Genomic DNA, 13631 nt, shown 5'->3' with positions numbered 1-13631 from the left:
AAATAGAGAATAAATGTCATGCGGCGAATAAAGCAGCACCAAACTGCTAAGTAGCGCACACGCATTTCTCTTTATACTGCGGCTTTCTCATAGTACCATGGAGCCGTATCACGTGTAACTAAGCAGTAACAAACATGTTAAAAAACAATAATAAGGAGCTGTTATGCCTTGGATGTATGCCGTTGCCGGTTTACTAGTCGGAGTTATTCTAGGAGTCGCTATTTCCCGTCTCATGACGCCTGAATACAAAAAACAAAAGAACGTACAGAAAGAATTAGATAGCGCAAAGTTTGCCCTTGAGCAACAGCGACAAGAGCTTGCTGACCACTTTGCGAAGTCAGCAGAAATGCTGGATACCTTAGGTAAGGACTACACAAAACTGTATCAACACATGGAAAAAACGAGCTCAGAACTCATCCCCAACCTACCTGAGCAAGATAATCCATTTGTGAAAACAGCGGCTGCCCACTCAGATAAACCACAAGAAAAAGCGTCCGTGAAAGAAGCAACACTTGAGGAGCAACCAAAAGATTACGCTAATGGCGCAACCGGTTTATTTAAAGAGCAGAAGAAAGAAATCATTGATGCTCCGGATGTCGTCACAGCAAAAGCGTCGTAAACATTTAACACTTCTGTGAACTTTACAAAGGTTTTTGAGTCATAACTTTCACTCAGGTCATTTGAAACTTCTCATATATATAGCAAATATGAGAGGGGCAAGACCTTAACTAGAGAGGAGTTTATGATGAAAAAACCTTTGCTTGCTTTATCGATACTGACTTTAAGCTTAAGTTCAATCATCACGCCAATTCAAGCGACGGCCGCACTGCCACTTAGTGTGGGTAATGAGCAATTACCTAGCCTAGCTCCTATGCTTGAACACGTTACCCCCGCTGTGGTTAGTATTGCCGTAGAAGGCAAACAGGTACAACGTCAGCAAATCCCTGAACAATTCCAATTCTTTTTTGGCCCAGAGCAAACACGAGAGCGACCATTTCGAGGTTTAGGTTCTGGTGTAATCATCGACGCCAAGAAAGGTCATATCGTAACTAATTACCATGTCATTAATGGTGCTGACGATATCAAAGTAAAACTTCATGATGGTCGAGAATACGATGCTGAACTCATCGGTGGCGACCAAATGTCTGATATCGCACTGCTCAAATTAGAAAAAGCCAAAAATTTAACCCAAATAAAACTCGCAGACTCAGACCAATTACGAGTTGGTGACTTTAGTGTGGCTATCGGCAACCCATTTGGACTAGGTCAAACAGTGACATCCGGTATCGTTTCGGCATTGGGTCGTAGCGGCCTAAACCTAGAAAATTTTGAAAACTTCATTCAAACCGATGCCGCCATAAATAGTGGCAACTCTGGCGGTGCGTTAGTAAACCTTAACGGCGAGCTAATTGGTATTAACACCGCGATCCTTGGCCCTAACGGAGGTAATGTCGGTATCGGCTTTGCAATCCCATCCAATATGATGAAAAACCTGACAGAACAAATTCTCGATTTCGGCGAAGTTAAACGTGGCATGCTTGGCGTTCAAGGTGGAGAAGTGACCTCTGAGTTAGCAGAAGCGCTCGGTTATGAATCAAGTAAAGGTGCTTTTGTCAGCCAAATTGTACCGGACAGCGCAGCAGACAAAGCTGGCCTGAAAGCGGGTGATGTTATTACCTCTATTAATGGCAAAAGTATTGATACCTTCAGTGAGCTCAGAGCAAAAGTGGCCACTTTGGGAGCAGGGAAACAAATTGAACTTGGTGTCGTTCGTGACGGAAAAGACAAAACCTTTGATGTCACACTAGGTGAATCAACCAATAGTAAGACACAAGCGGAAAAACTCCATGAAGGATTAACCGGAGCTGAGTTAACCAACACAACTGAAAGTGATGTTGCAACAGGCGTCAAAGTATCGAGTGTCGCTCAAGGCTCACCAGCGGAGGCTTACCAGCTTCTCAAAGATGACATCATCATCGGAGTAAACCGCCAAGCAGTTAAAAACTTGGCACAGTTTAGAGATATTTTAGAGAAACAACCTGGTGTTTTGGCATTGAATATCCAACGAGGTGATAGAACTATCTACCTTGTCATTCGTTAACAATTTGTCAGTATAACCAGAGGGAGACTGAATAAGTTTGCTTGAAACTTACTCAGTCTCCCTTTTCTTTAGATGAATCAAAATGCTATGCTTCACTAGTAATCAAGTCATCCATCCTCGGAGGCTTCACACCTTATTTGTTGAAGAGGGAAACATGCTGTCCTTTCTATTTCGTTCTATTTCCCTTGGACTTGTTTCAGCGGCGCTTATTCTTCTCGCATTTCCGAGCTTAAGATCAGGCATTGTTTCGGACGTCACTATCCCTAAAGTGGATAATATCGCCTCTCTTCAGATTTCATTTAACCAAGCGGTACGCCGAGCGGCACCTGCTGTGGTAAATATTTATAGCCGTAAATACGCAGAAAGCGATCGCAACAAGCTGCTGACTCAAGGCTTGGGGTCCGGAGTCATTGTCAGCGAAAAAGGCTACATCATTACCAACTTCCACGTTGTTGCTCAGGCTGACCAAATCGTCGTGGCACTTCAAGACGGACGAGTAGCCGCAGCGCAGCTTGTCGGTTCAGACAAGCGCACCGATATCGCGATACTCAGAGTCAGCGGTGACAACTTACCTGTGATTCCACTGAACCAAGATTACAAAGCAAACGTAGGCGACGTAGTACTGGCTATCGGTAACCCATACAATCTAGGCCAAACGACGACCTTTGGTATTATTTCGGCAACCGGTCGCTCTTCAATCAGTGCCGATGGTCACCAAGCCTTTATCCAGACAGACGCGGCAATCAATGAAGGTAACTCTGGTGGTGCACTCGTCAACTCACAAGGCGAACTGGTCGGCATTAATACGGCTTCTTTCCAACAAGCAACCGATATGGAAACTTACGGTATTTCGTTTGCTATCCCCTACCCACTTGCTAATAAAATCATGGAGAAGATCATCGCAGATGGTCGTGTGATTCGTGGATATATTGGTATTGACGGGCAAGATATCAATTCAGTAACGTCGCGCTTGCTTGGAAACAAGAACATTGGCGGCATTGTCGTACTGGGTATTGATCCTAACGGCCCTGCTGCAGATGCAGGCTTTGAAGCACAAGACATAATTGTCAGCATCAACAACACCCAAATTAACGGTCGACAAAGCGTGATGGACATCGTTACTGATTTGCGACCAGGCACTGTCATTGATGTTGGCATATTGCGCCAAGGAGAGAGTAAAACTCTTGAGGTTACTATTGCTGAAGATACTCGCCTGTAATTATATATTTATCTATAGTCCCATATAACGCGGTGACTTGAACTCAAACTGTAAAATGCAAAAAACCCAGCTCTCAGGCTGGGTTTTCTTTTATCCGATAATGGCATCAAACTAACATAGTCGCCTATGATTCACTTGGCTCATCGATATCAATGCGAGTAACTCGCTGCAACCCTCTAGGCAGTAAACCACCACGACGACCACGTTCACCACGGAAGTTTTCAAGATCCGCAGGTTTCAAGCCAAGCTTGCGTTTACCCGCGTAGATAGTCAGCGTTGCATTCTCAGGGATAGCCATTAGATGCGAGACAAACTCTTCACGCTCTTTTGCTTTCGCAGAAGGGATATTAATGATCTTGTTACCCTTACCTTTGCTCAATTGAGGTAGGTCTTTAATCGGGAACAACAACATACGACCTTGATTAGTAATCGCCAGAATCTGGTTAGTGTCCAAGTCAGCAATCGGGCTTGGTAACATCACTTCAGAAGCTTGCGGCAAGTTAACTAACGCTTTACCGCTCTTATTCTTAGACAATAAATCACTGCCCTTACAAACAAAGCCATAACCCGCATCAGAACCGACTAACCATAACTGTTCATTCTCTCCCATCACTACTTGGCGAATAGACGTACCAGGGCTGACGTTCAAGCGACCTGTAATTGGCTCACCTTGGCTTCGCGCCGATGGCAGTGAATGAGATTCAAGGGAGTAGCTTCGGCCATCACTGCCGAGGAACACCGCTTGTTGGTTACTCTTACCCTTAGTGCTTGCTAAGAATTTATCACCTGATTTGTAGTTCAAGCCTTCAGCGTCAACTTCATGCCCTTTAGCATGACGAATCCAACCTTTCTCAGACAACACAACCGTAATTGGTTCGCTTGGAACTAAGTCACGTTCTGTTAGCGCTTTTGCTTCAGCACGTTCAATCAACGGTGAGCGGCGATCATCGCCATATTTATCTGCATCTGCTTGAATTTCTTTTTTGATCAGCGTATTCAAGCGACGCTCTGAACCTAGTAGTTTTTCAAGCTTTTCACGTTCAGCTTCAAGCTCTTCTTGCTCAGCTCGAATTTTAAATTCTTCTAACTTAGCTAAGTTACGAAGTTTAATATCGAGAATCGCATTGGCTTGAATTTCAGAAATGTTGAAACGGTTCATCAAAACAGGACATGGTTCATCTTCTGTTCTAATGATTTCAATCACTTCATCAATATTTAGATAAGCGGCAAGTAAGCCTTCTAAGATGTGCAAACGTGCAAGTACTTTATCTAAACGGTATTGCAAACGACGGCGAACGGTCGAACGACGAAACTCAATCCACTCTTTCAGGATTTGAACCAGACCTTTAACTTGAGGACGGTTATCTAAACCAATCATGTTCAAGTTAACGCGGAAGTTTTTCTCAAGATCCGTCGAAGCAAACAGGTGACTCATCAGTTGGTCACAGTCGATACGGTTTGAACGAGGAACCACGACGATACGTGTTGGATTCTCGTGATCTGATTCATCACGCAGATCGTCCACCATAGGGAGCTTCTTAGCTCGCATCTGGTTCGCAATTTGCTCAAGTAACTTCGCACCTGACACTTGATGAGGTAAAGACGTGATAACAATATCAGAGCCTTCCTTGTGCCATACCGCGCGCATCTTGATGCTGCCACGGCCTGTACGGTAGATCTTTTCGATGTCCGACTTCGGCGAAATAATTTCAGCTTCTGTCGGGTAATCTGGACCTTGAATGAAACCCATCACATCTGGAAGTTCAGCTTTAGGCGTATCAATCAAATGAATCGCTGCATTCGCTACTTCACGCACGTTGTGTGGCGGAATATCGGTCGCCATACCTACCGCGATACCGGTAATACCGTTCAGCAAGATGTGAGGCAGGCGAGCTGGCAACATTTGAGGCTCTTTCATCGTGCCATCAAAGTTTGGTTGCCAATCAACGGTACCCTGACCTAACTCACCAAGTAACACTTCAGCAAATTTCGACAGCTTTGCTTCGGTATAACGCATCGCAGCGAATGATTTCGGGTCATCCGGAGCACCCCAGTTACCTTGACCATCAACCAACGGGTAACGGTAAGAGAATGGTTGTGCCATCAGTACCATCGCTTCGTAACAAGCAGAGTCACCGTGTGGGTGATACTTACCTAACACGTCACCAACCGTACGAGCTGATTTTTTATATTTCGATGCAGCTGATAAGCCGAGTTCCGACATCGCGTAGATAATACGACGTTGAACGGGCTTCAAACCGTCACCAATATAAGGTAATGCACGATCCATGATCACGTACATTGAATAATTTAAGTAGGCGTCTTCGGTGAACTTGCGCATCGGCAATTGTTCAACACCATCATATGTAATTTCGTTAGACATCCATTATACCTCGGCCATATCACCGTTAGTCTGTAGCCATGCACGGCGATCATCTGCACGTTTTTTACCAAGCAGCATGTCCATCATCTCGTTGGTCGCATCGTTGTCATCAATAGTCAACTGAACAAGGCGACGAGTGTTTGGATCCATAGTGGTTTCACGCAACTGAAGCGGGTTCATTTCACCCAGACCTTTGAATCGTTGCACGTTAATCTTGGCTTTCTTCTGAGATAGTCGCTCAAGTACCCCATCTTTCTCTGAATCATCGAGTGCATAGAACACTTCTTTACCGCAATCGATTCGGTACAAAGGAGGCATTGCCACATAGATATGGCCCGCTTCAACCAATGCATGGAAATGGCGAGTAAACAATGCACATAATAATGTCGCGATATGAAGACCATCCGAGTCCGCATCGGCAAGGATACAGATTTTACCGTAACGCAAACCCGATAAATCATCATTATCAGGGTCGATACCCAGAGCAACCGAGATATCGTGAACTTCTTGTGAAGCTAACACTTGGTCAGCCGAAACTTCCCATGTATTGAGGATTTTACCGCGCAGTGGCATTACCGCTTGAAATTCACGGTCACGAGCCTGCTTAGCAGAACCGCCCGCAGAGTCCCCTTCCACGAAGAAGATTTCGGTACGGCTTAAATCTTGAACTGAACAGTCGGTTAATTTACCCGGCAGTGCTGGACCAGAAGCAATTTTCTTACGTACGACTTTTTTACTCGCACGCATACGACGGTGCGCGTTAGCAATGCACGCTTCTGCAAGTAATTCTGCGAGCTGAGGCTTTTCATTCAACCAGAGACTAAACGCATCTTTCACTACACCAGAAACAAACGCAGCAGTTTGGCGAGAAGATAAGCGCTCTTTAGTTTGACCCGCGAATTGAGGGTCTTGCATCTTCACAGATAGTACGTATGAACAACGATCGAAGATGTCATCACCCGTTAGCTTAACGCCACGTGGTAGTAGATTACGGAATTCACAGAACTCACGCATTGCATCAAGCAAACCTTGGCGCAGGCCATTTACGTGAGTACCGCCTTGCTTAGTTGGTACTAAGTTCACGTAACTCTCGGTGATCATATCACCGCCTTCTGGCTGCCAGATAATCGCCCAGTTCGCCATTTCTGTTTCAGCAACGAATTCGCCAACGTAAGGTTCTTCAGGCAATAAGGTGTAACCCTTCACACCTTCAGCAAGGTAGTCCTTTAGGCCGTCTTCGTAATACCACTTATGTTCTTCACCGCCAACTTTATCGACAAAGGTAATTTCTAAACCTGGGCAAAGTACAGCTTTCGCGCGCAGGTTATTGATAAGACGTAAAACTGAAAACTTAGAGCTATCGAAGTATTTTGGATCGGGCCAGAAATGCACCGTAGTACCGGTATTACGGTGACCACAAGTACCCGTCACGGTCAGATCAGTCACTGCATGACCGCCCTCAAGGGCTATCTCATGAACTTGACCATCACGACGAACTGTTACTTCAACACGTTTTGAAAGTGCGTTTACGACCGAGATACCTACCCCGTGTAAGCCACCTGAAAACTTGTAGTTATTGTTTGAGAATTTACCGCCAGAGTGGAGCTTAGTTAAAATCAGCTCAACACCTGAGATCCCTTTTTCAGGGTGGATATCAACCGGCATACCACGGCCGTCATCAGTAACTTCTAACGATTGATCAGCATGAAGCACGACTTTAATTTTCTTAGCGTGTCCCGCTAGTGCTTCATCGACCGAGTTATCAATGACTTCTTGGGCAAGGTGGTTAGGTCTTTCAGTCTCGGTGTACATTCCCGGGCGGTGTCGCACGGGATCGAGACCTTCAAGTACCTCGAGGTCTTTTGCATTATATTGTTCAGTCATAATACGGAGTTTACTCAAAAAGTTTGCGTCAGTTCGCGGGCTCTAGTTTCACTAAAGCAGAATTAATACTATGAACCGTCATAGTAGAGCGAATGAGCGAAGTATTGGGGAATATAGTCTGGAAGCTGAGTAATGATGTCAAGCTAGTTCAAAAACTAAAACATCAAACTATGATATTTCACCATTGATAGATGAAATAACAGGCAAACAAGAGAAAATCACTCGGTTGGTGAAACAGATTAAAGATTTAGAAAGGTGATGATTTGTTGTGGGTAACGCTCAAAATCCACAAAGCTATGATCACCGCCCTCTTCTACTGTTTGTGTTGCACCTTGGTACTTATCTACCGCTTGTCGGTAATCCAGAACTTCGTCTTCCGTTTGCTGAAGTAACCAGAAGTCACTCGGCTTAGCGAGAGCCGGTACATCTAATGCCTTCAGTTCATCGATATGTTTTGTTTCCAGCACATATCGCTCATCTGTATATGGGTTTACTTGTTCACCGAGATAGTCGGCAAGAAGTTCATACGGCTTCACTGCAGGATTTACAACCACCGCTTTAAAACCATAGTGACTATTCAACCACGTAGAAAGATAGCCACCCAATGAACTACCGACTAACGCTATCTGGTATTGCTCTTTATATTGCTCCACCAGCTGCTGCAAATGAAGTGCAGCTTGCTGAGGAAAACTCGGCAGTTGAGGCGTAATCACCTTAATATCTGCTCGATGTTCAGCGCAATAGTCTGCCATCACCATCGCTTTGTGGGAGCGTGATGAACTGTTAAAACCATGAATATAGAGAAGCAATGATGGCTTAGCGGTTTGCTGATTAAAATCCGTCATTAGTATCCTCCTGCTGTAAAATCAGGTAGGAATTGCCCATGAGGTAAACGACGAACTTCTGTAGTAACCGTACCATCTTGATGCAATTCAATCTCTCGCCAGCCTGGAGATAATGTATCAACAGCAAAGTCGTTCGAGTTTGGTTTGAATTGAACACAAGTCGATGGGGTTGCCATGACTTGTACACCATGATGATCTCGGTTCATGTCTTGATGAACGTGACCACACAGTACCGCTTTGACATTGGTGTGTTGTTGAACCACATCCCAAAATTGATCAGCGTCTTTTAGGTTGTGTTGATCTAGCCACGCACTACCAACCAATAATGGGTGATGGTGCAGCAAAACCAAGGTGTTACGCTCTGGGAACTCCGTCAACTTTTTTTCGAGCAGATCAAGTTGTTGATCACTGAGACGTCCGTGAGGAACACCTACAACTTGAGAGTCGAGCATCACCATCTGCCAGTTATCGCCTAGCAAGACATGCTCAACACATTGTATTTGTGGTGATGGTAAAACACTGCCCATATTAGGCTTGAAATCATGATTACCTGGCAGCCAATAACATGGCCTTTCCAAAGGTTGAATGCCTGATTCAAATTTTTGGTATGACTCAGCACTGTGATCTTGAGAGATATCACCCGTAGCCAAGATCGCTTCATAGTCGAAGCCTTGGTTAACAATGCCATCGACTACAGCACGAAAGCTATCTTGTGTATTGATGCTTAATAAGCTGCCGTTGCTCGGCGCAAATAAATGCGTGTCCGTTAGCTGCACGAGCTTAATACTGCTCTCATCAAATTTTGAAGTGTGTGATAATTCCAAAATAACAAATCCAGATACGTTACTGTTTAAACTTTAAAAGTGTTCTTAAAATAGGCTCAATTAAAAAGGCATTGGCGAACGGCTGATACCCGTTTTTAAACAAAACGTTAACCATTCTCCAAGAAATTTGTTCAACTGAAATTTCTCATCCTTTTGCATAAGCTTAGCGTTGGGGTAGTCATATTTCGCTTTAACACGCGAAAAATCCCCGCTGGCGCACACTTCTGCAACTCGAGCGTCGTGATATAGCCTGACAGACATTTTTGGCAAAGGAAACACTGGTGTCTCGTCACTCTGACATATATCTATTAATGTGGTGTATTTTGTGACCTCATTCACTGTCAATTGATACACCATATTAACGGCTTGGTAACAGCGAACGTCACCAACCTCATGCCCAACCGGTAACAGAGCGTTAAGTTTGGCATAGTTAGTCTCGTAAACTCGCATCAATTCAGCAAGATCAACATGATACGGCTTTTTGACCGCTATATTTGGCATGACGTTAACCGTTCCACTTTGACTGTAATTCTTGGTAGTTCAATTGTAGCCACTGCAGCGCAATGATCGTGGCGCCATTTTCAAACACACCTTCTTTTACTAACTGATAAGCCGCATCGCGAGTCATCACTTGCACACGAATATCCTCACCTTCGTAATCCAATCCGTGTACACCTTTTGCTGTCGTGGCATCAATACAACCAACAAAGACGTCGAGCTTTTCTGAACAACCGCCAGACGAAGGGTAATACGAAGTGATAGGCAATACAGATCCGACTTCAACTCCCGCCTCTTCCATTGCTTCACGACGGGCAACATCTTGTGGTGATTCATCCGTATCAATAATCCCTGCAACAATTTCGTATTGCCATGGGTTTTCATGCTCTAAAGCCCCAACACGGATCTGTTCAACGATCACCACTTCATCACGAATAGGATCATAAGGTAACAAAGCGGCAGCATGACCACGCTCAAACATTTCGCGCTCTATTGGTTGGCTCCAGCCCCCCTCAAACAGCTTATGTTTAAATGTGTATTTAACCATTTTGAAAAAGCCACGAAACAGCGTCTCTTTTGAGACTATTTCCACATCTTCAGGAGTAAACTCATGTCGTTGATTGTCATACTGTTGCATTTGGTACCTCACTAAGTGATCTTTATAGTTTACTCATTGTCCGAGTTAACTACCAAGGATAAGGTTCAACTTTTTATATAAAATTTATAATTAAAGTTAAGTTTTAAAAAATAAATATTGCACAAGTGGACAGTTAAATGTAAAAAAGTGCAAAGTTTCGAGTAAATTACCACCAAACTGGGTTAAACTCTTTTGAAGAAAATTCCATTAAAGGCAGGAATAGGAAAATGAAAAAACTGCTTCCACTATTTATCAGTGCAGCAATCGGCAGCCTGAGTTCGTCAGCTTTTGCTGATACGCTAGCTGAAGTTTACGACCAAGCAAAACAGAACGATCCACAACTTCTTCGTTCAGCAGCGCAGCGCGATGCCGCTTTTGAAGCAGTAACGTCAAGCCGTAGTGATTTGTTACCACAAATTAACCTAACAGCGAACTACGACATAAACCGTGGTGACAGAGATACTTCTGGTTCAGGTAGCTCAAGCATTGATAATAACACTTGGGGAGCCGCAATCGGCTTCACTCAAGAACTTTATCAACGTTCTTCATGGATCACATTAGACACGGCAGAAAAAACTGCTCGTCAATCTGATTCAGCGTACGCAGCAGAGCAACAAGCTTTGATCCTACGTGTTGCAACGGCATACTTTGAAGTACTTCGAGCTCAAGACAACCTAGAATTTGTTCGTGCAGAGAAAGCCGCAGTTGCTCGTCAACTAGAACAAACAAAGCAGCGCTTTGAAGTAGGTCTTTCAGCAATCACCGATGTACATGATGCGCAAGCTCAGTACGATGGTGTTTTAGCTGACGAAGTTTTAGCAGAGAACACTCTGATTAATAACTACGAAGGTCTACGTGAGATTACAGGTCAGGAACACTCTAACCTAAGCATCCTAGATACTGATCGTTTCTCAGCAAGCAAATCTTCTGAATCTGCAGCAGCACTTGTTGAACAAGCAGAACAAAAGAACCTGAGCCTTCTAGCTTCACGTATCTCTCAAGATGTAGCAAAAGATAACATCTCTCTAGCAAGCTCTGGCCACCTGCCAAGCTTAACGCTAGATGGTAGCTACGCTCTTACAGATCAATCAAACAGCTCAAGTGATTACGATCAAGACAACCTTAACCTAGGTTTGAACTTAGTTGTGCCTCTATATACGGGTGGTAATACAACTTCTTTGACTAAACAGGCTGAATACAACTACGTTGCAGCAAGTGAAGATCTAGAAGCCACTTACCGTAGTGTTGTAAAAGACGTACGTGCATTCAACAACAACATCACAGCTTCGATCGGTGCTCTACGCGCTTACGAACAGTCTGTTGTTTCTGCTCAGTCTGCTCTAGAAGCAACAGAAGCAGGTTTTGATGTCGGTACTCGTACTATCGTTGACGTACTAGACTCAACTCGTCGTCTATACGATGCGAACAAAAACCTTTCAGATGCTCGTTACAACTACATCCTAAGTGTTCTTCAGCTTCGTCAAGCGGTTGGTACACTAAGCGAACAAGACATTGTTGATGTAAACGCAGGTCTAAAAGTAGCAAGCAAGTAATTTTAAATCCTAGTTGAAGGCTCTAACCTGAGTCTTTAAAAAGCGACCAAATTACAGATCAAAAAATGCCGCTCATTGAGCGGCATTTTTATTGTCTATTGAAAGCTAGATTTACTACCTAACTAAAGACTTAAGGTTAGCAAACCAGAAGGCTAAGAACTAACCTCGACCGCCTTTAATCGCTTTAATGATTTCAGTGGTAGAACAACCGTCTTCAAAGTTAAGTACTTTCACTTCACCACCCGCTGCAATCACCTCCTCACCACCAGCAATCTCTTCAGGTTTGTAATCGCCACCTTTCACCAAAATACTTGGCAATACCTCAGAGATCAAACGTTGAGGAGTATCTTCAGAGAAAGGGACAACCCAATCAACCGCACCTAAGCCAGCCAATACCGCCATACGACGATCGGTTGGGTTCACAGGGCGACCTGGGCCTTTCAAGCGTTTCACTGATTCATCAGTATTCACTGCGACGATCAAACGATCGCCCAATTCAGCAGCGTGGTTCATGTAAGAAACATGTCCGGCATGTAGAATATCAAAGCAGCCATTGGTCATAACCACTTTCTCGCCTTTCGCACGAGCACGCTTCACCGCTTCAACCAGTGCAGCTTCAGAAATCACACCGTAATCTGTGTCTTGGCTACCATGGATCGCTTCCGCTAACTCGATAGTAGAAAGTGTCGATGTACCCAGCTTACCGACTACCACGCCAGCAGCAGCATTTGCTAATGCGCACGCTTCATCAAGTGGTTTGCCCGCCGCAACAGAAGCAGCCAATACCGAAATAACCGTATCACCAGCACCTGTTACGTCATACACCTCTTTCGCTTGAGTAGGCAAATGAAATGGAGCGAGTCCCTTGCGAAGTAACGTCATGCCATGCTCACTACGAGTCACTAACAAGGCTTCAAAGTCATACTTTTCGATCAGGGCAAGGCCTTTCTCGATAAGATCGTCTTCCGATTTAACCTTACCCGCAACCAACTCGAACTCAGACATATTTGGTGTAAGCAGAGTCGCCCCACGGTAACGTTCTAAATCTGCACCTTTCGGATCGATAAATACCGGAACCTTGGCCGCTCGAGCTTTTTGAATAAAGCTCTGCACATGCTCCAACGCACCTTTCGCGTAATCAGAAAGGATTACCGAGCGTACATTTGGAAGCGCTTGCTCCATTCGAGACAAAATAAGTTCAGGATCCGTGTTTTCAAATTTGTCTTCAAAATCAAGACGGATCAATTGCTGCCCACGGCTCATTACGCGTAATTTAGTAATGGTCGGGTAATCGTCTAATTCAACGAAATCACATTTAACGTTTAGTGCGCCCAGCGTATTTTTCAACACTTCAGCAGGCTCATCTTTACCAGTTAAACCAACGACATGGGCATGGCCACCAAGAGATGCAATATTCATTGCCACGTTGGCAGCACCACCAGGACGCTCTTCGTTATTTTCTACTTTCACAACGGGAACTGGTGCTTCTGGTGAAATACGGCCAGTTGGGCCATACCAGTAACGATCAAGCATTACGTCACCGACAATAAGAACACCTGATTGACTGTAGTCAGGTAGAATTGGTTTCATTATTGATCTCCAAAAATCAAATCTGGCTAGAGTCTAGCACACTGATTACAGTGGCTAAACCATAGAAAAAATTAGTAAAAGCCTGCCACGATAACGC

General features: G+C 44.4%; 11 protein-coding genes. 4 read left to right on the top strand and 7 right to left on the bottom strand.

The window, feature by feature from the left end:
* The first annotated feature begins 163 nt into the window (after positions 1–163).
* The 3 genes from zapG (at position 164) to degS (ending at position 3320) form a co-directional block, all read left to right on the top strand.
* Positions 164–619 (top strand): Z-ring associated protein ZapG, encoded by a 456-nt coding sequence (gene zapG, locus AACW75_RS22335; protein WP_135456217.1) that lies wholly within the window; start codon positions 164–166, stop codon positions 617–619.
* A 126-nt stretch (positions 620–745) separates the two neighbouring features.
* Positions 746–2101 (top strand): DegQ family serine endoprotease, encoded by a 1356-nt coding sequence (locus AACW75_RS22330; protein ID WP_145569937.1) that lies wholly within the window; start codon positions 746–748, stop codon positions 2099–2101.
* 154 nt (positions 2102–2255) lie between these two features.
* Positions 2256–3320: an outer membrane-stress sensor serine endopeptidase DegS gene (gene degS / locus AACW75_RS22325; RefSeq protein WP_029224735.1), complete on the top strand. Its 1065-nt coding sequence runs from the start codon at positions 2256–2258 to the stop codon at positions 3318–3320.
* Between the two features lie 124 nt (positions 3321–3444).
* On the opposite strand, the gene parC is transcribed toward degS, so the two are convergent.
* From parC to nudF, 6 genes are all read right to left on the bottom strand, one after another.
* Positions 3445–5703, bottom strand: coding sequence for a DNA topoisomerase IV subunit A (gene parC, locus AACW75_RS22320; RefSeq protein ID WP_017072799.1), 2259 nt, complete (start codon positions 5701–5703; stop codon positions 3445–3447).
* A 3-nt stretch (positions 5704–5706) separates the two neighbouring features.
* Positions 5707–7587, bottom strand: a complete 1881-nt coding sequence (parE, locus tag AACW75_RS22315) for a DNA topoisomerase IV subunit B (protein WP_017072798.1) — start codon at positions 7585–7587, stop codon at positions 5707–5709.
* Positions 7588–7826: 239 nt separating this feature from the next.
* Positions 7827–8432, bottom strand: coding sequence for an esterase YqiA (gene yqiA, locus AACW75_RS22310; protein WP_017072797.1), 606 nt, complete (start codon positions 8430–8432; stop codon positions 7827–7829).
* Positions 8432–9256, bottom strand: a complete 825-nt coding sequence (gene cpdA, locus AACW75_RS22305; RefSeq protein ID WP_102553856.1) for a 3',5'-cyclic-AMP phosphodiesterase — start codon at positions 9254–9256, stop codon at positions 8432–8434. The genes yqiA and cpdA overlap by 1 nt, the downstream gene beginning before the upstream one ends.
* A 60-nt stretch (positions 9257–9316) precedes the next feature.
* Positions 9317–9757 carry a DUF1249 family protein gene (locus AACW75_RS22300; protein ID WP_017072795.1) on the bottom strand — a complete coding sequence of 147 codons (441 nt, stop codon included), beginning with the start codon at positions 9755–9757 and terminating at the stop codon, positions 9317–9319.
* A 4-nt stretch (positions 9758–9761) separates the two neighbouring features.
* A complete protein-coding gene (nudF, locus tag AACW75_RS22295) occupies positions 9762–10391 on the bottom strand; it encodes an ADP-ribose diphosphatase (RefSeq protein ID WP_102553857.1) in 630 nt (209 codons plus the stop codon).
* Positions 10392–10618: 227 nt separating this feature from the next.
* Here nudF and tolC point away from each other — a divergent pair, with 227 nt between their 5' ends.
* A complete protein-coding gene (gene tolC / locus AACW75_RS22290) occupies positions 10619–11944 on the top strand; it encodes an outer membrane channel protein TolC (RefSeq protein WP_145564625.1) in 1326 nt (441 codons plus the stop codon).
* 159 nt (positions 11945–12103) lie between these two features.
* Here the strand turns inward: tolC and hldE are convergent, their stop codons facing one another.
* Entirely contained in the window at positions 12104–13534 is a 1431-nt protein-coding gene (hldE, locus tag AACW75_RS22285; protein ID WP_145569886.1) for a bifunctional D-glycero-beta-D-manno-heptose-7-phosphate kinase/D-glycero-beta-D-manno-heptose 1-phosphate adenylyltransferase HldE, read from the bottom strand.
* Positions 13535–13631: the final 97 nt, after the last annotated feature.

This window comes from Vibrio sp. L3-7 (genome assembly GCF_963898195.1).
In the GTDB taxonomy this organism is placed as follows: Bacteria; Pseudomonadota; Gammaproteobacteria; order Enterobacterales; family Vibrionaceae; genus Vibrio; species Vibrio echinoideorum.
This window is presented reverse-complemented; position numbering and strand designations above follow the sequence as displayed.

Excerpts from the sequence above, each read along its gene's own strand:
- zapG (WP_135456217.1), top strand. The coding sequence starts at position 164 with ATGCCTTGGATGTATGCCGTTGCCGGTTTACTAGTCGGAGTTATTCTA.
- AACW75_RS22330 (WP_145569937.1), top strand. The coding sequence starts at position 746 with ATGAAAAAACCTTTGCTTGCTTTATCGATACTGACTTTAAGCTTAAGT.
- degS (WP_029224735.1), top strand. The coding sequence starts at position 2,256 with ATGCTGTCCTTTCTATTTCGTTCTATTTCCCTTGGACTTGTTTCAGCG.
- parC (WP_017072799.1), bottom strand. The coding sequence starts at position 5,703 with ATGTCTAACGAAATTACATATGATGGTGTTGAACAATTGCCGATGCGC.
- parE (WP_017072798.1), bottom strand. The coding sequence starts at position 7,587 with ATGACTGAACAATATAATGCAAAAGACCTCGAGGTACTTGAAGGTCTC.
- yqiA (WP_017072797.1), bottom strand. The coding sequence starts at position 8,432 with ATGACGGATTTTAATCAGCAAACCGCTAAGCCATCATTGCTTCTCTAT.
- AACW75_RS22300 (WP_017072795.1), bottom strand. The coding sequence starts at position 9,757 with ATGCCAAATATAGCGGTCAAAAAGCCGTATCATGTTGATCTTGCTGAA.
- nudF (WP_102553857.1), bottom strand. The coding sequence starts at position 10,391 with ATGCAACAGTATGACAATCAACGACATGAGTTTACTCCTGAAGATGTG.
- tolC (WP_145564625.1), top strand. The coding sequence starts at position 10,619 with ATGAAAAAACTGCTTCCACTATTTATCAGTGCAGCAATCGGCAGCCTG.
- hldE (WP_145569886.1), bottom strand. The coding sequence starts at position 13,534 with ATGAAACCAATTCTACCTGACTACAGTCAATCAGGTGTTCTTATTGTC.